Genomic DNA, 23,805 nt, shown 5'->3' with positions numbered 1-23,805 from the left:
CGACATGATGCGGCGACGCGATGGGGCGACGCGATGCGGCGACATGATGCGGCGACGTGAGGCGGCGACGTGAGGCGGCGACGCGATGGCGGCGACGCGATGGAGACGCAATGTATTGCGTCTCTACGACGGGGGACGACCGAACCACGGCCCCTCTGTAACATCGGCGGCGCGGCATCCGTAGATCCCGTCGTTCCGATCTCGCCTTTCATTCTCCTGGAGCCGTCCATGCGTGCCGTAGAATCCACCGCCGTTGTCCTGCTGTTGTCCCTGCTCTCTTATTCCAACGCCGGCTGCAGCGGCGAAGCTCAATCCAAATCCCCCGAAGAAGAAAAGGCGGAAGAAACGACGATCCCCGTCGAAGCCGTGTCGGCCTCTCGCGGGACCATATCCGCTTACTACACGGGCACCGCTTCCCTGGAAGCAGAAGAAGAGGCCAGTGTTGCCACAAAGGCCGGTGGCGTCGTAACCGAGTTGTTTGTCGAGGAAGGCCAGTATGTCAAAGCCGGCCAGCCGCTTGCGAAGCTGGACGGCGAGCGCCTCGCGCTCGAGCTCGCCCGCACGGAGGTCAATCTCAACAAACTCAAACGCGAACACCTGCGCAACGAAGGGCTGTACGAGAAGCAACTCATCAGTGTCGAGGAATACGAGCGGATCCGGTCTGACTTCGAGGCTCAACAGGCGGCGTATAACCTGGCGAAACTGGAGCTCGATTACACGATGATCACCGCCCCCATCGCCGGCATCATCGCCCAGCGGTTCATCAAGATCGGCCATAGCCTGCGGGTGGGCGATCCGGCCTTCCATATCTCCGATTTCGACCCGCTACTTGCCGTTATGCACGCGCCGGAGCGTGAACTGGGCAAGTTGCGTGTCGGGCAGGAGGCGCGCCTCGGCGTGGACGCCATGAGTGGCAGCGTCTTCACCGGCTCGATCAAGCGCATCAGCCCGATCGTCGACCCCGCGACCGGGACGTTCAAGGTGACGATCGAGGTGCGGGATGCGAGCCGGCAGCTCAAGCCGGGCATGTTCGGGCGGATCCAGATTGTGTACGACACCCGCGACAACGCCCTCCTCGTGCCAAAAGAGGCCGTAATCGTGGAAGATGAAGTCGCCTCCGTCTACGTCGTGCGTAACAGCGAAGCCTTCCGGCTGGATATCGAGCGCGGCTACGGCGACACGCAGCATTACGAAATCCTCGCCGGCCTCGCCGAGGGCGACACCGTCATCACCGCCGGCCAGTCCAGCCTACGCGACAGCAGCAAGGTGGAGGTGATCTGGCAATAGGTTGCAGGTTGGCAGGTTACAAGTTGGCAGGTTTCTCAAGATGAAGGCGCTGCCCTTGCCCTGACGATAAAACCAACCTGTAACCTGCCAACCTGCAAACCTGCAACCTGCAAACCTGCAAACCTGCAAACCTGCAAACCTGCAACCTGTAACCTGCCAACCCTCAACCTCTCATGTCCCTGATCGACCTATCCATCCGCCGGCGGGTCACGATCGCCATGTTCACGCTGGCGGTGTTATTGTTCGGGGGGGTTTCCCTGAGCCGGCTGTCGCTGAACCTGCTGCCCGACCTCACGTTTCCGACACTCACCGTCCGCACCGCCTACGACGGCGCGGCGCCGGCGGAGGTTGAAAATCTGATCTCAAAGCCAGTCGAGGAGGCCCTCGGAGTCGTGAAGAACCTCGTCAAGATCGAGTCGATCTCGCGCACGGGGCAGTCGGATGTCGTCCTCGAATTCGCCTGGGGGGCGGACATCGACGTGGCGCGGATGGAAGTCCGAGAGAAACTGGACGCGCTCCAGCTCCCGCTCGAAGCGGAGCGACCGGTGCTGCTCCGGTTCGACCCGAGCCTGGATCCCATCATGCGTTTCGGGCTGTTCCGTAAGCCGGATGCCCCACTCATGGCGGACGCCGGCGCCACGCCAGTCGCCCTGGCCGGGGACGATAGAGCGACCGAGGAGCCTACGTTCAACGACAGCGAACTCAAACAGCTTCGCCGATTCGCCGACGAGCAGCTCAAAAAGGACCTGGAATCGACCGCCGGCGTCGCGGCCGTGAAAATCAGCGGCGGGCTGGAAGACGAGGTCCAGGTGCTTCTCGACCAGAAAAAGCTCTCCCAGCTCAACCTCACCACCGGGCAGGTCGTCCAGGTGCTGAGCGCGGAGAACGTCAACCTCTCGGGCGGCCGGCTCGAAGAAGGCGTACAGGAATACCTGGTGCGGACGGTCAACGAGTTCGGCACCGTCGAGGAAATCGGCGACGTGATCATCGTGCCGGACGGGAATGCGCCGGTATACCTCCACGACATCGCCACGGTGAACCTCGGCTATAAAGAGCGCGAGGCCATCACCCGGATCAACGGTCGGGAGGCCGTCGAAGTCGCCATCTACAAAGAAGGCGACGCCAACACGGTGGACGTCGCCCGCAACATCGAACGCCGGCTGGAGGCGATCCAGAGCAGTCTGCCGTCGAGCATGGCGGTCGAGAAGGTATACGATCAATCGACCTTCATCGAAAGCGCCGTCAACGAGGTGGTGAACGCCGGCCTCTTCGGGGGCCTGCTGGCCATCTTCATCCTGTATCTGTTTCTGCGGGATTTCCGGACGACGGTCATCATCTCTGTCTCGATCCCGGTGTCAATCATCGCCACCTTCAACATGATGTACGGCTTCGATCTGTCGCTGAATATCATGTCCCTCGGCGGCCTCGCGCTGGGTATCGGCATGCTGGTGGACAACTCGATCGTCGTGCTCGAAAACATCGCGCGCCATCGCGAACTCGGCGCTTCCCCCGTTGAGGCCGCGCGAACCGGGGCAACGGAGGTGACGCAGGCCGTAGTCGCCTCGACGTTGACGACCATCGCCGTCTTTTTCCCGCTCGTTTTTGTGCAGGGCATCGCCGGCCAGCTCTTCCGCGACCAGGCGCTTACGGTAACGTTTTCGCTGCTGGCGTCGTTGCTCGTGGCGATTACCCTGATTCCAATGATGGCGTCGCTCCGAAAAACGGGCGTAGCGGAGCCGCCGCCGGTACCTGTCCTTAAAGAGCCGAAGACGCGTTTCGGCCGGGCGATGCGGACGGCGCGGCTGGCGGTGTTCCAGCGGTTTCCAGACGCCGTCGCTCGCTATGTGTACGGCTTCTTCAGACTGGTCTCGCGGGGCGCGCGAATCGCCTTTTCTCCGCTCGTGGCCGGCTTCAACGCGGGGTACGGTTTCCTCGCCGCGCGGTACCTCCCCCTGCTCCGGTGGTCGCTCGGTCACCGCGCCGTCGTGCTGGGTCTCGCGCTTCTGGCATTCGGGGGATCGTTGGCCCTGGTGCCCCGGCTGGGGATCGAACTGATCCCGCAGCTCACCCAGGGAGAATTCAACGTGTCCTTCCGCCTCGCGCCCGGAACGCCGCTGGAGCAGACTGATCAGGTCCTGACCCGGATGCAACGAGCCGCGCTGGACGTGCCGGCCATCCAATCGTCCTTCGCCGTCGCCGGCACGGGCAACCGGATGGACGCCAACCCGGATCAGGGCGGAGAGAACTGGGGCGAGGTGCATATTGCCCTGGACCCCGCCGCCGGCTCCGACGGCGAAGCCACGGCCATGGACGCCCTCCGCACTTCGCTGCGCGGCGAGCCCGGGGTACAGTACGAATTCAGCTACCCAACCCTCTTTACGTTCGACACCCCGATAGAAATCGAGGTCTCGGGCTACGACCTGACGCGGCTAAAGGAGGTCTCCCAGGCTATCGCCGCCGGCCTGGCCGACACGGATCGGTTCGCCGACGTCAAATCCACCATGGAGACCGGCAACCCCGAGGTCCAGATCTTCTTCGACCGCGACCGCGCCGCGGCGCTCGGCCTGCCTGTGCACGAATTGGCGCGCCGCGTCGTAAGCAGCGTCCGGGGCGATGTGGCGACGCGGTATTCGTGGCGCGACCGCAAGATCGACGTGCTCGTACGGGTACAGGAGCGGGATCGGCAGGACATCGACCGGATCCGCGAGCTGATCATCAACCCGGAAAGCGACCGCCCCATCCCGCTGTCGGCCGTCGCCGAGGTGGTGGTGAATGTCGGCCCCGGAGAGATCCGGCGGGTCGGGCAGGAACGGGTGGCCATCGTTTCGGCGAACCTGGCCTATGGGGATCTGGGCGCGGCAGCGGAGGAGATAGACGCGGTGATCGGCCGTGTGGCGATGCCGGCAGGACTGTCGGTGCGGCTCAGCGGCCAGAGCGAGGAGATGACACGCAGCTTCCGCTCGCTCCTTTTTGCCCTCGTGCTGGCCGTTTTCCTGGTGTACCTGATCATGGCGTCGCAGTTCGAGTCGTTGCTGCACCCGTTGATCATCTTTTTTAGCATCCCGCTGGCCCTGATCGGCGCCGTGCTGGCGCTCTGGGTGACAGGCTCCACCATCAGTGTCGTCGTCTTTATCGGGATGATCTTACTCGCCGGCATCGTCGTCAACAACGCCATCATTCTGGTGGATGTCATCAATCAGCTTCGGCAAGATGGGATGCCGCGCGCGGAAGCCGTGCTCGAAGCCGGCCGGCTGCGGCTGCGGCCGATCCTGATGACGACGCTTACCACCGTACTCGGCCTCGCGCCGCTCGCCCTGGGCATCGGCGATGGCGCCGAGATCCGCGCCCCGATGGCCATCACCGTCATCGGAGGCCTGTCGGTCTCCACCCTGCTGACCCTCGTCGTCATCCCCGTCATGTACACCCTCGTCGACCGCAAGCCCGACGCCACGCCGACCACCGAACCCACATGAGCCTCACCGATCTTTCGTTGCGGCGCCCGGTGACGGTCGTCATGTCGTACCTGTCGCTCGTCGTCGTCGGCCTCATCGCCGCACGGCTGCTGGCGCTGGAGTATTTTCCGTCGGTGGACTTCCCGGGCATCTTCGTCCAGGTACCCTACCGGGGGTCCACGCCGGAGGAAGTTGAAAAACAGATCACCCGGCCCGCGGAAGAAGTACTGGCCACGATCAGCGGGCTGAAAGCGCTCAGCACCACCTCGCACGAGGGCGGGGCGGATATATTCCTCCAGTTCGATTGGGGTGAAGAGACTACGCTCAAGGGGCTGGAGGTGCGCGAGAAGCTGGATGGCATCCAGCGGCAGTGGCCGTCGGATGTAGAGCGGTATTACACGTTCCAGTTCTCGACGTCGGACATGCCGATCCTGATGATGCGCATCTCTTCGGAGCAGGATCTCTCGGGCGCCTACGAACTGCTCAACCGCAAGGTGAAGCAGCGTCTAGAGCGCGTGGAGGGCGTCTCGCAGGTGGAGTTGTATGGCGTGTATCCCCGCGAGGTGCGAATCGAGCTGCGGGCGGACCGGGTGGCGGCGCACCGGATCAACCTCGTCGACCTCGCCGACCAGCTCAGTAAGAGCGATTTTTCGCTGACCGCCGGCCGCATCACCGACAGCAACCGCCGATTCACCCTGCGGCCGCTGGGCGAACTGCACACGCTGGAGGAGATCCGCGATCTCGTGCTCAACCCGGATGGCTTGAGGCTCAGCGACATCGCGGAAGTCTCCTTCGAGCAGCCGGAGCGGACGGAAGGCCGGCACCTTAACGGGACCTACGCCATCGGTATGAACATCCAGAAGGAGTCCGGCGCCAACACCGTCGCGGTGAGCCGGCTGGTAGAGGCGGAGATCGAGTCGATCAAGGCGGATCCCGAACTGCTCGGCGTCAACATCTACTACATGGAAAACGCCGCCGACGGGATCATCTCCTCGCTCACGGATTTGCTCCAGAGCGGCGTCATCGGCGCCGTGCTTTCTCTCATCGTGCTGTACATCTTTCTCCGTCGGATGAGCACGACGCTCATCGTCACCCTGGCCGTCCCGATATCGATCATCATCACCCTCGGCGCCCTCTATTTCCTTGACTTGTCGCTCAACGTGTTGTCGATGATGGGACTGATGTTAGCCGTGGGGATGCTGGTGGATAATGCCGTGGTGGTGACCGAGAGTGTGCATCGACATCAGGTGATGGACCCGGATGCGCCATTTGAGGCGACACGGCGGGGAGTGAAGGAAGTGGCCCTGGCCGTGACAGCCGGCACGCTCACCACCGCCATCGTCTTCCTCCCCTTCATCGTCAGCCCGGCCGACGAGGTGACGCTGTTCATGAAACACGTCGCGATCTCCATCTGTATCGCACTCGGCGTCTCGCTGCTCATGTCGCTGACGGTCGTGCCTTTGCTCATGGCCCGCCTCAAGCCGTCGCCCGATTTGGTCGAGAAAAAAACCGCGATCGATGCCGTCGTTCGCGTGTACGACCGGGTGCTGGAGTGGCTGGTGGATCGGCGTTGGACCGCGGTGGGCATCACCCTGGCTACCCTGGTGAGCGTCGTCATCCCGGCGCGGTTCGTCACGATGGATTTTTTCCCCGACAACGATGGCACGGAGCGACGCATCGACCTGCACTACCACATCAACGGCTCGTACACGCTGGAACGGGTGGAAGAGGCTGTCGAACAGGTCGAAGCGTTCCTGTTCGCCAATAAAGAAGCGTTTGAGATCGAATCGGTCTACACCTTTTTCGAGCCTGGTTACGCCGAGTCTTCGCTCCTACTGGTATCGGCGGACTCGTCCGTACGCTCGCTTGAGGCCATACAGGACTCGATTCGCGCCGGCCTCCCGAAGCTCGCCATCGCCAATCCCTCCTTCAGCTGGCAGGGCGGCAACGACGAAGAAGGGCTCCGCATCATGATCTCGGGTGAATCCAGCGAGCGGCTCGTCGAAATCACGAACGAAGTCGCGCGCGTCCTGAGCCGGGTGGATGGGTTCGTGGATGTCCGTTCCGAAGCGGCGCGGGGGGATGAGGAGATTCAGGTGGTAGTGGACCGGGAACGGGCGCGGCAGTACGGTTTTTCGACGCAGCAGATCGCGAGCACCGTCTCCACGGCGATGCGCGGGTACAACCTGCGGCGATTCCGGACTCCGGACGGCGAGGTGGACATGCGGCTGGCGTTCCAGCGGACCGACCAGGAAAGCCTGGAGGATCTCGAAAACCTGACTGTTCAGGGGCCGGATAACGCCTCCGTCCGCCTGGCCTCCATCGCCCGGCTCGACGCCCGCCGCGGCCCGCAGTCGATCCAACGCGAAAACCGGATCACGATGCTGGGTGTGCAAGTCAACCTCGTCGGCCTCACCAAGGACGAGGGCCGGGAGCGTCTGGAGGCCGTGCTGGCGAACTACGAGCTGCCGGCCGGCTACGAATGGGGCTACACCCAGCGACGGAGCGACGAGGCGACCAGCGAGCAGCTGATGCTGATCAACATCGTCCTCGCGCTGATGCTCATCTACCTGGTGATGGCGGCCCTGTTCGAGTCGCTCATCCATCCGGCCGCGATCTGGTCGTCCATCGTCTTCGCCATCGTGGGCGTCTTCTGGTTCTTTTTTCTGACCAACACCACCCTCCAGATTATGGCGTGGATCGGGGTGCTGATCCTGATTGGCGTGGTGGTGAACAACGGGATTGTATTGATCGACCACGTCAACTACCTCCGCGGCACCGGACTGGCCCGACGGGAGGCGATCCTCCAGGCCGGCCACGACCGTTTTCGCCCGATTGTCATGACGGCCGCGACGACCGTGCTCGGCCTCATCCCGCTTTGTTTTGGATCGACCCAGATCGGCGGCGACGGTCCGCCGTACTTCCCGATGGCCCGAGCCATCGTGGGCGGGCTGACCTTTTCGACCGTCGTGACCCTCATCATCCTGCCCACGATCTACATCGTGCTGGACGACTTGCGGGAGTGGAGCCGGCGGGTCGGGTACGCGGCGCGAATCAAATCGAGCGATGGGGCGTGATGCGGGGCATGACCTTCCAGCTACCGCTTTCCACCGTCGTCACCGAGTCGCCCGAGGAGGCCGCCGCGTTCATCCGGCGCGGCCAGCTGGCGGCTTTTCCGACCGAGACCGTCTACGGCCTCGGCGCCGACGCCTTCCAGCCGGCGGCCATCGAGGCCATTTTCAGCGCCAAGAGCCGGCCGGCGGACAACCCGTTGATCGTCCACATCGCCTCCATCGAGCAGATCGAGCAACTCGCCGAGACCGTCCCCTCCGTGGCCCATGCGCTGATAGAGGCGTTATTCCCGGGGCCGCTCACGCTCGTCCTGCCCCGCCGCGCCGACGTGCCGGCGGGCGTGAGCGCCGGATTGTCGACCATCGCCATCCGCATGCCGCGCCACCCCGTCGCCCGCGCGTTCCTCGAAGCGTGCGGCACGCCCGTCGCGGCCCCGTCAGCCAATCGCTCCGGCCGGCCGAGCCCGACGACCTGGGAAGATGTCTATGCGGACATGATGGGCCGGATCGCCTGCATCCTCCAGGGGGACCCCTCCGACGTGGGCCTCGAGTCGACGGTGGTCGATTGCACCACCGATGAGCCGCTGATCCTCCGCCCCGGGGGCGTTACGCTGGCCGACCTGCAGGCGGTGGCGCCCGGCATCCGGTACGCAGATCTGAGCCGCCTCACCGAGGTGCGCAGCCCGGGTCTCCGCCATCGCCACTACGCCCCGCAGGCCCGCGTTGTATTGATCGACACGCCAGCAGAGGTCCCGGTAAACGAGGGCAATGCCTTTATCGGCCTCACGACCCATGCCCGCCCCCAGGCGCTGGGCCTGCACGAAACGCCGGCTGATACCACGGCCTACGCCCGCCTCCTATTCCAGTTTTTCCGTCGCTCGGATCGGGCCGACATCGAGACGATCTACTGCCAGCGCGTCGAGCCCGAGGGCATCGGACGGGCCCTGATGGACCGGCTGGAGCGCGCGGCTAAGGGGTGAAACCTATTATCCCCCGATCAGCGTGATCGCGACGGAGCAGGTGGGCGCCGGCTGGGCGACGACGAAGAGATCGCCGTAGGAGACGATTTCGCTGAATGAATCGAAAATGTACAGCCGATGTATACCGTTTTCGCTCAACAGCGAGGGGCTGAACTGGAAGATATACTCGCCTGGCGCGCCGGCATCGAGGATCGTATCGAGCACAAGCAGCGTATTGGCCGCGCCGAACGCGCGGAGGACGAGTCCGCCACGCACGCGATCGAACTGCAACACGCGCAGGGTGACGGTTACCAGGGCGCTGGAGACCGGGTTGGGCGCCGGCGGGCGATCGACAAACACGACGCCGTTGTAGACCGGCGCGATCCGCCAGTCGTCGGCGTCTTCGCGGCAGATGGCGCCGCCAAAGCTGTCGTCGAGGATGACGGTGGCCCCGGCCGGGAGCTGATTGGCGTCATCCACGAATTCCTCCTGGGCCTCCTGGGTGTCGCAGCCGGCCAGCGCCAACGCCAGACACAAACAGAAGGCACCACTACGCGGGACACCTGCGCGCAGGATACGGATGAGTTTCATACGATAGTCGCGGGACAGGACGGGTACCATGGGTATGGAAACGAAGGTAGGGTTGACGAGCGATGAGGTCTGTATTGGCGTCGATATCGGGACGACGAGCACCAAGGCCGTCGCCATCGACCGGGCCGGCCGCGTTCGGGGCCGGCGGGAGGTCGGTTACCCGCTCCTCACGCCGGACGACGCCACGGCGGAGCAGGACCCCATCGCCATTCGCGATGCCGCGTTCGAGGTGCTGCGCGAACTGGTGGCCTCGCTAACCGAGGCGCCTATCCGGGGCCTGTCATTCAGCAGCGCCATGCACAGCCTGATCGCGCTCGATGCCGACGGAAGCCCTCTGACGCCGTGTATCACGTGGGCCGATACACGCAGCCGACGCCAGGCCGACGCCCTACGGGGCACACCCGCCGGCGACAGCGTGTACGCCGCAACGGGGACGCCGATCCATCCTATGACGCCCCTGTGCAAATTGATCTGGCTAAGGGAAGATCACCCGGACCTCCACCGCCGCGCCCACCGTTTCGTCTCGATCAAGGAATTTGTCCTCCACGCGCTCACCGGCGAGTTGGCCGCCGACGCCTCCCTCGCCTCGGCGACGGGACTGTTCGATATCCGAACGCGCCAGTGGCATGCCGGCGCACTCGCCCTGGCCGGCATCGACGCGGGCCGGCTCGCGCCGCCGGTCCCGACCCGGCACCGCATCCCCGCGCTCCTTCCCGCCGCCGCGGCCGCCATCGGGCTTCCCATCGACACCCCCGTCATCGTCGGCGCCAGCGATGGCTGCCTTGCCAACCTGGGCGTCGATGCGCTGGAGCCGGGCCGATTGGCCGTGACGATTGGCACCAGCGGCGCGGTGCGTATCGCCACACAGCGGGCGGACTTCGACACGGCCAGCGGGCTGTTCAGTTATATCCTCGACGAAACGACCTACATCCAGGGCGGCCCGATCAACAACGGCGGCATCGTCTACCAGTGGTTCGCCGAGCGCTTTCCGGGTGGATCTCCCCTGGACATGGACACGCTGCTCCGTGAAGCCGGCACCCTGCCGGCCGGCGCCGACGGCCTGTTGTGTCTCCCCTACCTCCTGGGCGAGCGGGCCCCCTACTGGAATGCTCGTGCGCGCGGCGTATACTTCGGGATCAGCATCCAGCACACCCTCGCCCACTTCCTCCGGGCCGCGCTCGAGGGGGTTATCTTTACCCTGTATGCCATCGCCGAGCGCCTCGCCGCGAACGCGCCGCCCGTGACGGCACTCCATGCCACCGGGGGGTTCGTCCATTCTCCATTGTGGACGCAAATCCTGGCCGACGTATTCGGCCAACCGGTCCACTTGCTCGCGACAGGCGATGCCTCCGCGCTGGGCGCCTGCATCCTCGGCTGGGAAGCTGTGGGGGAACCCATCCCGCGGGAGGCGTTAGACGCCCTTTTCGCGGTCGACCGCGTGTGCCAACCCGATGCAGAGCGACACGCCGTGTATACGGACCGGTACCGTGCATTCGACACCCTCTACCGCCGGCTCGACGCCTCCTTCGCCGATCTCCTCCGATGAACGCACCGCGCATCGCCGCCGAGGCGCTCTACGTCCACCTCGGCCAGCGGACGGTCCTCGCCGGCCCGGGGTTCGAGGTAGCGCCCGGGAAGTTCACGGCACTCATCGGCCCCAACGGCAGCGGCAAGACGACGCTGCTTCGGGCGATCGGTGGGTTGTTACCGTATAGCGGATCCCTCACCCTCGCGGGCCGCGAGGTGGCCGCGTGGCCAGCCCGCGAACTGGCCCGCACGCTGGCCTTCGTCCGTCAGTCGGCGGCCGTTTCGTTCGACTTCACGGCGCGCGAGTTCGTCGCCCTCGGCCGGACCCCACACCGGCCCTGGCTGGGTGGTTCGTCGCCGGCCGAGAAAGGTCAGGTGGATGCCCTGCTCGATGCGCTGGACCTGACGCGTTACGCCGACGCGCCGGCTACCCGCCTCAGCGGCGGCGAACAGCAGCGTCTCTTCCTCGCCCAGGCCCTGGCGCAGGACACCGAGGTGCTGCTGCTCGATGAGCCGACACTACACCTCGATCTGTACCATCAGTACGACCTCATGCGCCGGCTCGAAGCACTCGTTCAGGCCGGCAAAACCGTCCTGGCCGTCGTGCACGACCTCGCCCTCGCCGCCCGCTTCGCCGACGCCGTGCTTGTCCTCCAGGATGGGCGCCTGGCCGCGGAGGGGTCGCCGGCGGAGGTGCTCACGCCGACCCTCCTCGCCGATGTCTTCCGCATGCAGGCGGACGTCGCCCTCGATGCCGCGCAGCGCCCTACCATCCTGTTTCATCAAACCCTACCTCTGTGAAAATCTACACCCGAACGGGCGACGACGGCACAACGGGCCTCTTCGGCGGCGGCCGCGTCTCCAAACACCACCTCCGCATCGAAGCCTACGGGTCGGTCGACGAAACGAATTCCTTCCTCGGCCTGGCGATCGCCCATGCCGCGGGGCATCCACAGGCGGATGGACTCGTCGAGGTGCTGACGAGTATCCAGAAAGACCTGTTCACGCTCGGGGCCGACCTCGCGACGCCGCTCGAAGCCAGGGCATCCGTGCCCCGCACGACGCCCGATCAGGTTACTCGCATCGAAGCCGAGATCGACCGGTACGAGGCCGAGGTGCCGGTGCTCAAGCACTTTATCCTGCCGGGTGGCCGGCCAGCCGGAGCGGCGCTGCATGTCGCCCGCACCGTCTGCCGCCGGGCCGAGCGACTGGTCGTGGCGCTCGCCGAGCAGGAGGCGGTCAACCAGCAATCGGCCATCTACCTGAACCGGTTGTCGGACTTCCTTTTCGTTCTCGCCCGCTGGGCCAACCATCGGGATGGCTCGGGCGAAACGCCCTGGATCCCTGGATGAAGTAAAGCCCGGGAGGTGCTTTTCTCGCCGGCCGTTCGTAGTTTCGACACCCGCCCCGTCAACGAAACTCCCTCCAACGCCGTGTAATCCCCCTACAGGCGCTATCAGGCACTTTCGCATGCCCCACCGACGACGTTCTGTGCTCGCCCTCCTGGGCACCTACCTGTTATTTGTCTGCCTCTTCCTGTTTTATCCGCGATCGACCGCCTCGATCGGGACCACGGGCGCGCCGCCCATACCGTTCACCTCCGCCGGCCTGCCGCTCATGTTCGACGCGTTCGGCATGCGCGAAGGGGCTTTTGCGATAACGGATGGCAGGGTCCAGCGCAACGAGACGTTCTCCGACCTCCTCACCCGGCACGGCGTCGCTTCTAATCGCATCCACACGATCGCCGAAACCTCCCGGCCCATGCTCGACGACCGGCGCATGCGCGCCGGCAATGCCTATCGGTTCTACTTTGCGCCCGACGCCCCCAAAGCGCCTCGCTATTTCGTATACGCGAAGAACGCGATCGACTTTGTCGTCCTCGACCTTTCCGACAGTCTCCGCATCCTCGAGGGCCACCGCGAGGTGAGCGTTCGCCGCCAACAGGCCGGCGGAGCGATCGACGGGTCGCTGTATGTGACGCTACAGAACCAGGACAAGGACCCACAACTCGCCGTCGCGTTGTCCGATGTGTTTGCCTGGCAGGTGGACTTCTACCGGATCATGCGGGGCGACTCCTTCGCCGCGGTGTACGAAGAGCAGTATATCGAGGGTGAGTCGATCGGTGTGGATAAGGTGCTGGCCGCGCGCTTCGTGCACCAGGGCCGGACGTATACCGCTTACCGCTTCGAACACGAGGGCCGGGTGGATTATTACGATGCAGACGGCAACGGCCTGCGCCGGCCGTTTCTCCGCGCACCGCTCTCCTACTCCCGCATCAGCTCCCGCTATTCCGGCAACCGGTTCCATCCGGTGCTGAAGCTGTACCGGGCGCACCTCGGCACCGACTACGCCGCGCCGGTCGGCACGCCCGTACGCGCCACGGCCGATGGGGTCGTCGAAGAAGCGGCGTACACAAAAAACAACGGCCGCTACGTCAAGATCAAACACAACAGCACCTACACCACCGGCTACCTGCATCTCTCCGGCATCGCGGACGGTGTGAAGGCCGGCGCCTTCGTCAAGCAGGGCGACGTGATCGGGTTCGTCGGCAGCACGGGGCTCGCCACGGGGCCGCACCTGTGTTACCGGTTCTGGCGCAACGGCACCCAGGTCGATCCGCTCCGCGAAGAGTTGCCCGACACGGCCGAACCCCTGCCCGATTCGCTACGGCCGGAGTTCGAGAAGATGAAGGCTGATCTCGCCCCATTGCTCCCGTAGGGCCACGACACAAACTGGCGATCGGTTTTCGGGAAGGAGACGCTTCACAGGAGCGTCTCTACGGGCGTGCCGGGGTCAATTCTGGCCTGATGGCACCTGCTCGTACGATTCGATGATATCTTTGGCCAGATACCGATCGTCGCTGTTGTAGTACCACGCGCGGACTCGCGGCAGCGTGATGCCGCCGGCCGAGATTTGCTCCTCAAAATACAGGTACTCCCCGTCGTTTTTGGCCTCGTCGTGGTAGAATCGGGCGCCGACGAGCGCGAACGTGGTGGGGTCGAAATAGAAATACCAGACGTCCCCGCCGACGGTCGGGTCGTAGGTGACGCGGACGGAGAGGGCCTCGCGGCCATTGAAGGTGGCGGTTTTGGCCTCGGCTTCGAGCGTGGCGCCGGCGTCTCGAATTTTCATCGGTAGCCCGTACAAGTATTCCTGATACCCGCGCCACCAGGCGACACCCTCGCAATCCAACCGGTACTTCTTCCGGTCGACTTCCGCGATTTCCGTCGAGCCGTCCAGCGTGGCAACACATCCCCCTTCGTCCTGCAGGCGCATTTCTATCCGCCGGCCCTCGCGTACGGTGGTCATGACAAACAGACCGGCAGGATAGTCGAGGACGACCTCCGTCAATCGGTCTTCGGCCTCCGGCCGGGTTTCTCGGAGCTGGAGCCGATGGGCACGCTGGTACCATACGCCGCCTGGATCGTGTAGCGCCAGGCTACGGGCCACCACATCGGTCGAGGCCGTCGGCTGGGCAGCCCCCGATCCCGGCGCGAGGCAGAGGAAGAGAAGCCAGGCAGCAGCGTGGGACACGTTCATGGGTGTCTTTATAACGAGGAAGAAGGCCAAACCATGCCCTCATGATACGCCACGAGACCGAGACGTGAACATGAAATCACATCACAAGGCTGGTCGCCATGGGGCGGTGTGACCGGATGACGTGTTTGTAATCTTTCTGGATCTCATTCCACGTTTCGATCGGCAACAACGTCTCTTCATTTTTCATGTTGACGAGTACATGATGCGGCCGGCCCGGGTACTGGGCGCAGAAGGTCAACCATTTGGCGTACTGCAGACCGAGACGCTCCGGACTATCGTACAGATCCTGGATCATCTTGAACCGTTTCAGCTTGTGGATCTGTTGCGAGAATCCCTCCTTACCGAGCGCCAGCTTCGGCATGAAGGCGATGGTCTCGCGCACGCGTCGTTCGTGGATTCGCTTCGAAAGCACGGGCTGCGGCACCCACAGGGTGACAAACACCACCTCGTCCGAGTCCGCGATGAGACCCAGCGCATCCTGCGCAAAGTATTCTTGCTTGCCGTTTACGAACGGCCCCAGGAAGTCATAATGCAGGACGAGCCGCTCGACCACCGGCTCGGCGATATCTTTCAAGGTGGCGGCGCGGGCATACACAAGCTGCTCCGGGTCGCCGAGATTTAGCGCCTTGACGATGCCGGGGAGTCCCCCCGCGTGGATTTTGTCCATGAGATAGGATTTCCCGGCGACCGGCGGACCGCCGAGTAGAAAGAGCTTTTTAGCGTGGACCATGGTGGATTCGGATGGCTAACGAGAAACTTTAAACGCTCATCATTTTCTCATCATACAGTATCATCGCGGGGCAAAATATCTCCAGAAAGAGGAAAAACTTCTGCCCCGAGATTTCCTGCTGACAGGCCGCCGATCGAACTTCAGGCGCCAAATCGCCGAGCGCGGCCTGGATGCATAGGGGATCGGCTATTCAGCGACATTACTTAAATGGCGTTCGGCAACCCCGCCGGCCGTGGTTTGTCTGGTAAGATATGAGTTCATCGGAGAAAATCGTATCCTACCGTTGGGTCCAGTTTATCGGTAGGGCCGGCGCAACGAGTTCATCCACTCATCTCCTCTGCTCCATGCGACATCGCTCATTGGTTACGCTTGCCGCCTCGTTCATCGCGCTACTGATCATGAACGGTTGCGCCAGCTTCAAACAAACGGGGCAGAACCCATCTCGCCTTCATCTGTCGGACTTCATGCAGCAGCTCTCGATGCAGGGCATCACGGCGCGTGAAGAGGGTCCGGTTTCTGAGACGACCATCACGTCCACTTTTGGCGAGCGGCTGCTGCTAAACGAGCGGGACATCGTCGATGTGTATTTCTTCCGGGACGAAGAGCAGGCCAAAAAGGAGTCCAACGTTGCGGAGACGCTCGCGCTCTACGAGGTGTACCACCAGGGTAGCATCATCCTGATCCACCGCGTCAGCTACGACCCGATGGTCCGGAACGCGATCGAGGATATGTTCGGGCTGCCGAAGTAACCAACGTTACGCGTTGATCCGTTGCGCGTTATGTGTTGCATCCTGGAATCACGCTCTACAGCCAGATAGCGCGTACCAACACACAAAACGTTCAACGCAAAAACGCGCAACGTGACACGGATCCCCCTCACTGCCGGCGAAACGGCGAATCGACAAACCGTGCAGCTGTCGGGCCGGTGCGGTTTTCGGGGATATCGGGCATCCAGATGATCTCTTCGACGGTTTTCTGGAGATAAAATAGGTCGTAGAGTACGGTGTCCGCGATGATGAGGGAATCCTGGCGGAGGACGAACAGCATATCGTAGGCGTTGACGGTGTCCGGCTGGGCCGGAGGCGGCGGAGTGTAAGCGAGGGCGTCCTCGTTGTAGTCCCACATCTGAAACGTAAACGCCTCCTCGTTGCGCTCGAACAGGATGCTCAGGGGCGCGTCGCGGTAGTTGCGTTCGAGCGAGCGGAGGAGGTCGTACAACACGGCGCGTTCGGCCTTCTGCCGGCTTGTGCGAAGTTCGGGGTCTCGCTCCGGGTCATAGACGGATGCGCGGTCGTTGGCGCCGTCGTACTGGGTGTTGGCCTCGAGCTCCCATCCGTTCATGAGGTCCTGCACATCTAACGGGAGGACGGGCGGCAGCTTGTGTGTTTCCATGGAGGGGTGGACGACGACCACGTCGTCCGGGCCGAAGCCGTTCCGAGTGATGTCGATCACTTCAAGGGAAGTCGTCTCGCCTTCGGTAAGGATGATGAGCGCATCGAGGAGGAAGGCGACGAGTTGGGGATCCTGGACTTCAACGACGGGCCGCGTGACCTGGCTAAAATCGAGCCGCGCCTGGCCCAACGCCGGCGTCGCAGCCGCCAGCATGGCGCCCGCCAGAATCGCGGTAATGGCAAAGGGTTGGATGGACGTCGTCATGTCGGTGGCTCGATTCGTCGACAAAAAGGGTGCGTGCGCGGCCTGACCGCGCCTGATCACATCGCGCGGTAGAGTTCGAGGTACTTCCGGGCCTCGGCGAAATTCCCTTCGGTGCGATGGAAGGTGGCCAGCAGGCCGTAGAGGGCTTTCTGGTCCTCGCCGGAGAGCCGTTCGACCTCCTCCAGCGCCCTCTCGGCCCGGCGTTTGGCCTCGGCGACGTTGCTCCGTAGCAGCTTCGCACTCTCGAGGTACGCGCGCGGCCGGTCCTGCCAGGGGATCGACGCCGCCTGCTCGAGGTACTTGAGGGCCGTCCGGTTATCCCGTTTTTCTCCCAGATAAATCATGGCCTGGTTGAAGCAGATCGTCCCGAAGGTGTCGAAATACCGGGTAGAAAGCGTATCCACCGGCACGCCGGCGGCATCGACGCGGGTCCGCTGCACGAGGCCCAAGAGCCGGTTGGCCGCCTCGTCCCCATTCCCGTTTTTATACTGGACGGCCGCCAGCCGCCACTCGGTTTCGTCGCGCGCCGGCTGGGTCGCAAGTTCTCCCAGGAGCCGGCTGAACCCGCGCTCGGCCTCGACAAGCTGGCCCTCCTGCTCGATCATGACGAGCGAATCACGCGCAAAGCTGGCGGCGATGTTGCCATTATCCCACCCGATCCACTGCATTTCGCCACGGACGAAATCGACGTCCTCGGGGATGCTGGCGAGCGCGAGGGCGCGTTCGTACGCGGCGAGCGCCGCCGGCGCGTCGTAACGCCAGACGTGGACGTCGGCCTGGCGGGTGACGTACTGGAAGAGCAACATGGAGTCCAGCGCCGCCTCGGCCGGATCCGGCACGAGGTCGTACGTGGCAAGGTAGACATACTCGGCGCGTTCGTAGTGCTGGAGCGCCGGCCCCCACTGGCGCGTCTGGTAGTAGTTGTTGGCGAGGGCAAGGAACAGGCTGTGCTGATCGGGGCGCAGACGCGTCAGCTTTTCCAGGACCTGTATGGAGGCATCATACGCATCCTCGCGACCGAGGCGTTGCGCCTGGGCCGTATACACCCGGGCCAGGACGCTCTGGGTTTGTTCGTCGAACGGGTTGAGCCGGATCGACGCCTCGAGGGCCTGTTGCGCCTGATCCAACAACACGCCCTGCCGGCGGAGCCCCTGCTCGGTATCGAGGTCGCCGGCACGGGATAGCTGGATCAACTCGTTCAGCGGGCCTGCCGCCTGGTTGGCGGCGCGCAACGCGGCGTCGGCGGCGGGAGCATCCACCCGGCCGGCGCTGTCGCCGGCAAGCTCGAGGTATTCCCAGAGGGTATCGCTGAAGGCCGTCCACGTCACCGCCTCCTCGCGGGCGCCACTCGCCTGCTCCTGATCCGGGATCGAGACAAACGAAGCCTTGCTGAGCGAGTCGGCGTAGGCAGCGACGGTGCTGTCGACGCCGGCGGGAATGACGAGCACCTCCGCCGTGGGCGGCGGGCCGGTGGGCCGCGTCGCGTTCCGGGAGCCCGAACAGCCGGCCAGCAGCAGGCTGGCGACGAGGACGATACGAGAAAGGGTTATCATACGTACGGGGTCAGATGGCATACCAAAAGTAAGACGCTCGAAACACGGCGAAGCCGCTATTCCGTGCGCGCCTGCTCCCACCAGGAGAGAAAGAGACCATAAAATTCACGCGAGTGTTCGCTCGAGGCGGCATCGCGCCGGGAGTTGACGGCGACAATATCGCGCCCGTCGCGGCGCACCCCGCCCTCCCGGAGATAGGTGCTGAGTTTCTGGAAGCTACGGTCGACGAGGTAGGTGGCCTCCTCCTGCTCCACCAGCACGATGTGTACCTCATAGAGGCTTTCCTTGCACATCAGGTAGAGCTCGTAGGCCTTCCCATCGATGGAAAACGAAGCGACGGAAGACAGGAACGAGGGGCGGTGACGCACGAGTTGACGAATGCCAATCGGCAATTCGGCCGGATTTTTTTTCATCCAATCGATGAGTTCGCGGACCTCGAGGTTCGAATATGCGTCGCCGAGTGCATCCAATGAGATCCGCTCGACCGCCGGCCCCTGCTGTAAACCGGTCACCTGCCGGGCCTGCTGCCCCCCCACCACGCGGGTGTCCCCGCCGACCTGTTCGCCGAGGCGGGTCCCCCCTTCTCCTCCAGCGCCCGAGGCCAGCGCGATGTCCGCGGTCCTACCGGCGCCGGCGCGTCCGCGGCTGCCGGTGGGCTGGGCGGTATTGAGCCCATCGAGCGCGCTGAGGTCGCCGATGCCGGAGAGGGCGTCGGCGGTTTCGACGCCGGCGGCGCCGGCCGAGGGCTGGCGCGAGCGCGTCGCCTCCGGCGCATCCTCCACCGGCAAGTCCAGCTCCTGCGGCAAGAAGGCGCTCAGATCCAGCTGATCCAGCGCGCTCACCGCCGAGGCATTTGGCTCGCGGGTCGTCTCGCGGGGCGCCGTCTCGGGCGCTTCACTCTCGGAAGCGGCCGGCTCAGGCGCGAGCACGGGCGCCGGCGGCGCGAACAGCGCAAAATCCACCTCGCGGAAGAGTTCTCGCGTGGGCTTATCGATGGAATACGAGGCAGCCACGAGCAGGCCATAACAGACCCCGCTAAACACGACCGTGGTCAGCAAGGCGCGGCCGCGTCGGCCGGCCGTGTCGCCTCTGGGTTCCGGTAATATCATGGCCCGCCCCGCCCGATCGCGGTGTTGATGTTCTTTTTGACGCCGAGCCGTTCGCAGAGGTCGTGCACATCCACCAGCCGCTGCATGACGGCATTCGGATGCGGCTCGATCACGACTTCGATCGCCCCCCCCACCGCCTCGTGCTCCTCGACGAGCCGGCGAACGAGGACTTCGAGATCCGCGATCTGCTCGACATTTACAAATAACGGCACATCGGTGGCCATTTCGCGAATCCGGTACAGACCCGATTCTTCGATTACGACGCCAATCATCCGTGTGTTGTCGTCTGGTGGATCCGCGGGACGATCCTGCTCGCTTCCCGGAAGCTGGATCTGCGAGATCACGGTCAGGTCGCTGATCATCAAAAACCCGAACAGGATGATCAGCCCGATGTCGATGAAGCGAATGATATATCCTTTGCGTTGCATCCTGCTTCGTGGAGTCGTTAGACGCCGTTGAGGTTGAGTTCGACTTCGATCGATTTCTGGAGGCCCAGTTCGTCGCACAGCGCCGCCACATCGAGCGCATAATGCACCGGAGCGTCCCAGCTGCTGCGGATGCGGATCTTTAGCGACGCGACGCCAGCCGCGGCCCGGCGCTGGGCCAGAAACCCGCGCAGCGCCTCGACGCTGCTGATGAGCGTCTGCTCGTCCTCGATTAGAAACGTGCCGTCCGGCAGGATGCCGATAAACTCGACTTCCTCGGTATCCATGGGGTGCAAGTCGGTCTCGCCGCTTTCGGGGAGCGCGACTTCGGAATCTTGCAGGTTCGATATGGTGATGAAGCCGAACAACATGATCAGCACCACATCGACGAATCGCATGATGAAACCGGAATTCGTCATTCCATCGCTCAGTTGGTGTGTGGGGAGGGCCGGCTCACGACATGGACATGGCCTGGAACTTCAGGTCCCGCCCGACGCCATCGACCGTCACCTTCACGGTGTTGAAACCGGGCTCGGTGCCCACGCGAAACGTGATGCCGATCTCACCGCGTTTGTCTGTCTTCGCTTTGATCTCCTGCTTCCCATTGTCGAACGAGCCATCGCCCAGTTCCACGACATACACGACGGGCCAATCGGAGATCGGGTTCTCGAACTCATCCAGCACCAGCACCTTGAGCGGCTTCGGTAGCTTTTCGCCGGCGGGGCCTCCCTGATTGTTGCCAAACTGTTTGAGTTTGCGTGGCAGACCGGGGCGCGCCATCATGGTGTGTTTGATCGACAGCCCCGGCGCCTCGGCGCCAGGCACGCTGGCGGTAAATGTCTGCAGGCCGGCGCGTTGAGGTAGATTCCAATCAAACCGGATTTCCCCGCGTTCGTCCGTCGTGGCCGACACCTCGGGCTCGCCCCCGTTTAGGCTGCTCTCCCCTTTGTCGACCGTCACCACGACCTTGCGGCCGGCCACGGGGCCATCGGCTTCATCCACGAGTTGCAGTACGACATGCTTCACCGTCCGCCCCGCCGCCTCTTCCTTGGGCGCGTTCAGCACACGAAGCGCGTACGGCGCCCGGGTGACGTCGACGGTCGCCGACTGGATCGACTTCCGAAGTGCCGAGGTGCCCGAGTCGCCGTACAGGCTGTTCGAAAAACGATCCTGCAACACGGCCTCTACATGGGCGATGGGTTTACCTTCGGGGGCCGGCCGCATGGATTCGGTTTTGACGACCGGGCTGCCCGAGACCGACACCACCGGTGCCAGGGTCTCGGTGAGCATGGTGTCGATGTCCAGATGCGTATCCCCGCCGCCTTTCTGTTGCGGGAGGGCGAGCTCCATGAGACGGAAGCGCAGTTCGTCCGACTTGCCGCCGATCCGTTCCAGCCGGCGGTTGAAAAAGCCGAACACCTCCGTGGAGCTCAGGTTCAGGATGATACTCACGACGAGGCCCATCAACGTTGTGATGAGCGCGAAGCCCATGCCGGTGAGGATGACCTGATCGTCCAACAACCCCTGGGAGAACACCGTAAAGATGCCCCAGACGGTGCCGAGCAGACCGAGGGCGCCGGCGGTGTCGGACATAAAATCCACCCGCCGCTTGAACGTGTCGAACCGATCCTGCTGATACCGGATGTAGTTTGCGATCTCGTCGTGCAGATCGGCCTGCGACTGCTGCGACTGGAAGACGTTGAGCATCGTCGCCTGCAGGCGGGCCAGCATGCTGTCCTTCTGGCCGGAGATCGTCTTGATGATCTGCGGCAACCCCATCAGGCGAAAGTCGATGTGCTCCAGCGTGCGAGACTCCCGACGGTCGGACATCAACTCGAACCACTTCAGGCAAACGAGAAACATGCCGATGATGAATACGCCAAAGATCGGCCAGCGCAGCGGCCCGGCCTGCTCGGTGAGGGTCCACATGTTGCTCATCGTAAACCCTTCCGCCGTCCCCTCGGGTACGGATTGAGGCATCACGCCGGCCGCGAGGGCCGTTTGGCCGACGCCGCCCGGCGCCTCCAGCACGCCGGCGGCAACAATCACCAGGAAAATGCGCAGTAGTCGGTTCATGGATCTCACGATGCTCGTGTTTGATACTAGTGTTGAATACGTAGTTCAATGCGGTCGGCCTCCCGCCGCAGCGCCTCGGGGTCGCGGGTGACGCGGACGGTCGTTTTTCTCAGGAATTTTTGGACATACAGCGTGCGCCGGTTCGACACGTGGCGCTCGCCCTGCCGGTCGGTCCAACTCATCCGGTACTGGTAGACGCCCGGCGCGATCACGGCTCCAGTCTCGTCCATCCAATCCCACATCAGCTGGTCCGGCACGGCGCCGGCGCCAGAGAAGGACCTGACGACCCGTCCGTCGGCGTCTTCGACCCGCACTTCCCAGTCCACGGCGGCACTATCCTGATTGGCGCCGAGGAAATACAGCACGGTCTCGGCGGGTTCGAGTCGGAGCATGTAAGCCTCTGGCAAAAAGCTCTCCTGTGTTGCCGGCTCGAGCATCGAATCCGCCGGCGCCGGGGACAGTTCGATGCGGTTCTCGGGAATTCCCTGTGCCACAAGCCGGTTACGGATTCCCGTGGCGCGCAGCACGTCGCCCGATGGCGCCGTCACCCGTATGGTCTGTGTTTCGTCACGTCCCACAACGCGTCCGGCTTCCCGCAATGAAGCTTCATACTGAGACGAATACGATCCGGTCATCACCACCCGTTCGTTCGGGTCGTAGATCGGCGCCGGTGCATAAGCCGGCGGACGCGCCACGAGCACGCTATCGAGCGCGCCGAGATCGGCCTCGGTGAGCTGCCGCAACGCCTCATCAGGCACGTCGCTGTCGATCTGCCGAACGATGATCTGCTCGTAATAGCGGAGGTAGTCGCTTGTCGCACTGGTATAGACCCTTGGCCTCAGGACGGGGTCGAGCGCCGGCAACTCGGTGGTATACAGGAAGGCAGGCGGTACGATCGGGTCGGGCAGATCGGGCGTGCGGCCGAACTCATAGACTACACTCACGGTATGGGATCCGTTCGTGGCGCCGCCGAGGGCTCCGAACGGTAGTTCGTAGCCATAACTGACGCTGATCGGGCCGCCGACATGCAGCAGCCCCTCCACCCGCGCCTGGTCGAAGGCCGTGTTGCTGCTGAACCGGAGGTACGAGCCGGCCAACGACACGGCTTCGACGCTCCACCGCGTTTCGGCGCCGTACGGGGTGCCGACCAGCTCGAGCAGCGCCCGCACGGGCCCGACGGCATAACCGGCCCCGATAAACGGCTCGGGCGATAACAGGACCCCGTCGCCCACCAGCGATAGATCGGGACTGTTCGCATTACGCACGCCCAGAGACAGGCTCAGCGCCGGCAACGGCTGGGCGTACGCGCCCAGCGAGGCGTTGATCACGGTGCGGCTATAGCCGCCGGCGAACACGGGGTCGGCCGGATCGAACTCGATGAAATTCGCCGCGTCGTACGACAGGTTGAAGGCGGCGAGTTGGACGCCGACCGACACAAAGCGGAGCACCCGAGCCGAAACGCCCAGGCCGATGGAGGTCCGCTGGAAAATGGGGCTGTCGAAGTACTGCACCAGGGCGCCGGCGCCGAAGCGGTCCGAGAGCAAAAACGGCGTCGAGAGCACAAACGCCCCCTGGCGCAGCGGCACGCCGCCGGCCTCGCTCACGCCGAGGTGATAGGCCTTGGCGCCCAGCGCAAGGCGCGCGCGCTGAAACGACAGGATGGCGGGATTAGCGAACACCGCCATCGGATCTTCCATGCTCAGCGACGGCCCCATCAGGGGCTGTTGCGCTCGGGCGGGAGTCCCCCCGGACCAGTAAAAAAGTACCAGGCCGGCCGCGGCCAGCAGCCGGCGCAGGGTCACGCGTTGAGGTCTCATGCGGCTATCCAT

19 protein-coding genes are annotated in these 23,805 nt (G+C 64.0%); 9 read left to right on the top strand and 10 right to left on the bottom strand.

All coding sequences use genetic code 11. The features are described from left to right. Positions 1-228 precede the first annotated feature (228 nt). The 4 genes from SH809_21320 (at position 229) to SH809_21305 (ending at position 8,790) form a co-directional block, all read left to right on the top strand. Entirely contained in the window at positions 229-1,287 is a 1,059-nt protein-coding gene (locus SH809_21320; GenBank protein MDZ4702264.1) for an efflux RND transporter periplasmic adaptor subunit, read from the top strand. A gap of 173 nt (positions 1,288-1,460) precedes the next feature. Continuing rightward, complete coding sequence (locus SH809_21315) at positions 1,461-4,760, top strand: efflux RND transporter permease subunit (protein MDZ4702263.1); 3,300 nt, start codon at positions 1,461-1,463, stop codon at positions 4,758-4,760. Further along, on the top strand, positions 4,757-7,816 hold the full coding sequence (locus tag SH809_21310; protein MDZ4702262.1) for an efflux RND transporter permease subunit: 3,060 nt from the start codon (positions 4,757-4,759) through the stop codon (positions 7,814-7,816). The genes SH809_21315 and SH809_21310 overlap by 4 nt, the downstream gene beginning before the upstream one ends. Before the next feature lie 8 nt (positions 7,817-7,824). Beyond that, entirely contained in the window at positions 7,825-8,790 is a 966-nt protein-coding gene (locus tag SH809_21305; GenBank protein MDZ4702261.1) for an L-threonylcarbamoyladenylate synthase, read from the top strand. A 6-nt stretch (positions 8,791-8,796) separates the two neighbouring features. On the opposite strand, the gene SH809_21300 is transcribed toward SH809_21305, so the two are convergent. After that, a complete protein-coding gene (locus tag SH809_21300; protein ID MDZ4702260.1) occupies positions 8,797-9,390 on the bottom strand; it encodes a hypothetical protein in 594 nt (197 codons plus the stop codon). A 4-nt stretch (positions 9,391-9,394) separates the two neighbouring features. Here SH809_21300 and SH809_21295 point away from each other — a divergent pair, with 4 nt between their 5' ends. The 4 genes from SH809_21295 to SH809_21280 all read left to right on the top strand — a co-directional run bounded on the left by SH809_21295 (position 9,395) and on the right by SH809_21280 (position 13,605). Next, positions 9,395-10,906: a gluconokinase gene (locus tag SH809_21295; GenBank protein ID MDZ4702259.1), complete on the top strand. Its 1,512-nt coding sequence runs from the start codon at positions 9,395-9,397 to the stop codon at positions 10,904-10,906. Beyond that, the gene (locus SH809_21290) at positions 10,903-11,688 is read left to right on the top strand and encodes an ABC transporter ATP-binding protein (GenBank protein MDZ4702258.1); all 786 of its coding nucleotides are present in this window, start codon (positions 10,903-10,905) and stop codon (positions 11,686-11,688) included. The genes SH809_21295 and SH809_21290 overlap by 4 nt, the downstream gene beginning before the upstream one ends. Further along, positions 11,685-12,239 carry a cob(I)yrinic acid a,c-diamide adenosyltransferase gene (locus SH809_21285; GenBank protein MDZ4702257.1) on the top strand — a complete coding sequence of 185 codons (555 nt, stop codon included), beginning with the start codon at positions 11,685-11,687 and terminating at the stop codon, positions 12,237-12,239. Before SH809_21290 ends, SH809_21285 begins: the two co-directional genes overlap by 4 nt. Positions 12,240-12,357: 118 nt before the next feature. Beyond that, on the top strand, positions 12,358-13,605 hold the full coding sequence (locus SH809_21280) for a peptidoglycan DD-metalloendopeptidase family protein (GenBank protein MDZ4702256.1): 1,248 nt from the start codon (positions 12,358-12,360) through the stop codon (positions 13,603-13,605). Between the two features lie 75 nt (positions 13,606-13,680). On the opposite strand, the gene SH809_21275 is transcribed toward SH809_21280, so the two are convergent. Both SH809_21275 and SH809_21270 read right to left on the bottom strand, forming a co-directional pair. After that, positions 13,681-14,427 carry a DUF6503 family protein gene (locus tag SH809_21275; GenBank protein MDZ4702255.1) on the bottom strand — a complete coding sequence of 249 codons (747 nt, stop codon included), beginning with the start codon at positions 14,425-14,427 and terminating at the stop codon, positions 13,681-13,683. Between the two features lie 76 nt (positions 14,428-14,503). After that, positions 14,504-15,157, bottom strand: coding sequence for a hypothetical protein (locus SH809_21270; protein MDZ4702254.1), 654 nt, complete (start codon positions 15,155-15,157; stop codon positions 14,504-14,506). A gap of 344 nt (positions 15,158-15,501) precedes the next feature. Between SH809_21270 and SH809_21265 the strand changes: the two genes are divergently transcribed. Then, on the top strand, positions 15,502-15,906 hold the full coding sequence (locus SH809_21265) for a hypothetical protein (protein MDZ4702253.1): 405 nt from the start codon (positions 15,502-15,504) through the stop codon (positions 15,904-15,906). 127 nt (positions 15,907-16,033) lie between these two features. On the opposite strand, the gene SH809_21260 is transcribed toward SH809_21265, so the two are convergent. From SH809_21260 to SH809_21230, 7 genes are read right to left on the bottom strand one after another with little or no spacing between them, the layout of a single operon-like run. Further along, positions 16,034-16,813: a hypothetical protein gene (locus SH809_21260; GenBank protein ID MDZ4702252.1), complete on the bottom strand. Its 780-nt coding sequence runs from the start codon at positions 16,811-16,813 to the stop codon at positions 16,034-16,036. Between the two features lie 56 nt (positions 16,814-16,869). Beyond that, positions 16,870-18,366 carry a hypothetical protein gene (locus tag SH809_21255; protein ID MDZ4702251.1) on the bottom strand — a complete coding sequence of 499 codons (1,497 nt, stop codon included), beginning with the start codon at positions 18,364-18,366 and terminating at the stop codon, positions 16,870-16,872. 56 nt (positions 18,367-18,422) lie between these two features. Further along, the gene (locus tag SH809_21250) at positions 18,423-19,475 is read right to left on the bottom strand and encodes a hypothetical protein (GenBank protein MDZ4702250.1); all 1,053 of its coding nucleotides are present in this window, start codon (positions 19,473-19,475) and stop codon (positions 18,423-18,425) included. Continuing rightward, the gene (locus tag SH809_21245; protein MDZ4702249.1) at positions 19,472-19,903 is read right to left on the bottom strand and encodes a biopolymer transporter ExbD; all 432 of its coding nucleotides are present in this window, start codon (positions 19,901-19,903) and stop codon (positions 19,472-19,474) included. The genes SH809_21250 and SH809_21245 overlap by 4 nt, the downstream gene beginning before the upstream one ends. A 17-nt stretch (positions 19,904-19,920) precedes the next feature. Beyond that, positions 19,921-20,319, bottom strand: a complete 399-nt coding sequence (locus tag SH809_21240; protein ID MDZ4702248.1) for a biopolymer transporter ExbD — start codon at positions 20,317-20,319, stop codon at positions 19,921-19,923. Positions 20,320-20,353: 34 nt separating this feature from the next. Then, positions 20,354-21,976, bottom strand: a complete 1,623-nt coding sequence (locus SH809_21235; GenBank protein MDZ4702247.1) for a MotA/TolQ/ExbB proton channel family protein — start codon at positions 21,974-21,976, stop codon at positions 20,354-20,356. A gap of 26 nt (positions 21,977-22,002) precedes the next feature. Continuing rightward, positions 22,003-23,793 carry a hypothetical protein gene (locus SH809_21230; GenBank protein MDZ4702246.1) on the bottom strand — a complete coding sequence of 597 codons (1,791 nt, stop codon included), beginning with the start codon at positions 23,791-23,793 and terminating at the stop codon, positions 22,003-22,005. Positions 23,794-23,805 lie beyond the last annotated feature (12 nt).

The organism is Rhodothermales bacterium, from assembly GCA_034439735.1.
Classification (GTDB): domain Bacteria; phylum Bacteroidota; class Rhodothermia; order Rhodothermales; family JAHQVL01; genus JAWKNW01.
This window is presented reverse-complemented; position numbering and strand designations above follow the sequence as displayed.

Coding starts and splice junctions, on each gene's coding strand:
- SH809_21305 (MDZ4702261.1), top strand. CDS start 7,825: ATGACCTTCCAGCTACCGCTTTCCACCGTCGTCACCGAGTCGCCCGAG.
- SH809_21230 (MDZ4702246.1), bottom strand. CDS start 23,793: ATGAGACCTCAACGCGTGACCCTGCGCCGGCTGCTGGCCGCGGCCGGC.
- SH809_21280 (MDZ4702256.1), top strand. CDS start 12,358: ATGCCCCACCGACGACGTTCTGTGCTCGCCCTCCTGGGCACCTACCTG.
- SH809_21310 (MDZ4702262.1), top strand. CDS start 4,757: ATGAGCCTCACCGATCTTTCGTTGCGGCGCCCGGTGACGGTCGTCATG.
- SH809_21315 (MDZ4702263.1), top strand. CDS start 1,461: ATGTCCCTGATCGACCTATCCATCCGCCGGCGGGTCACGATCGCCATG.
- SH809_21300 (MDZ4702260.1), bottom strand. CDS start 9,390: ATGGTACCCGTCCTGTCCCGCGACTATCGTATGAAACTCATCCGTATC.
- SH809_21295 (MDZ4702259.1), top strand. CDS start 9,395: ATGGAAACGAAGGTAGGGTTGACGAGCGATGAGGTCTGTATTGGCGTC.
- SH809_21290 (MDZ4702258.1), top strand. CDS start 10,903: ATGAACGCACCGCGCATCGCCGCCGAGGCGCTCTACGTCCACCTCGGC.
- SH809_21250 (MDZ4702250.1), bottom strand. CDS start 19,475: ATGATATTACCGGAACCCAGAGGCGACACGGCCGGCCGACGCGGCCGC.
- SH809_21320 (MDZ4702264.1), top strand. CDS start 229: ATGCGTGCCGTAGAATCCACCGCCGTTGTCCTGCTGTTGTCCCTGCTC.
- SH809_21275 (MDZ4702255.1), bottom strand. CDS start 14,427: ATGAACGTGTCCCACGCTGCTGCCTGGCTTCTCTTCCTCTGCCTCGCG.
- SH809_21260 (MDZ4702252.1), bottom strand. CDS start 16,813: ATGACGACGTCCATCCAACCCTTTGCCATTACCGCGATTCTGGCGGGC.
- SH809_21245 (MDZ4702249.1), bottom strand. CDS start 19,903: ATGCAACGCAAAGGATATATCATTCGCTTCATCGACATCGGGCTGATC.
- SH809_21235 (MDZ4702247.1), bottom strand. CDS start 21,976: ATGAACCGACTACTGCGCATTTTCCTGGTGATTGTTGCCGCCGGCGTG.
- SH809_21270 (MDZ4702254.1), bottom strand. CDS start 15,157: ATGGTCCACGCTAAAAAGCTCTTTCTACTCGGCGGTCCGCCGGTCGCC.
- SH809_21265 (MDZ4702253.1), top strand. CDS start 15,502: ATGCGACATCGCTCATTGGTTACGCTTGCCGCCTCGTTCATCGCGCTA.
- SH809_21240 (MDZ4702248.1), bottom strand. CDS start 20,319: ATGACGAATTCCGGTTTCATCATGCGATTCGTCGATGTGGTGCTGATC.
- SH809_21255 (MDZ4702251.1), bottom strand. CDS start 18,366: ATGATAACCCTTTCTCGTATCGTCCTCGTCGCCAGCCTGCTGCTGGCC.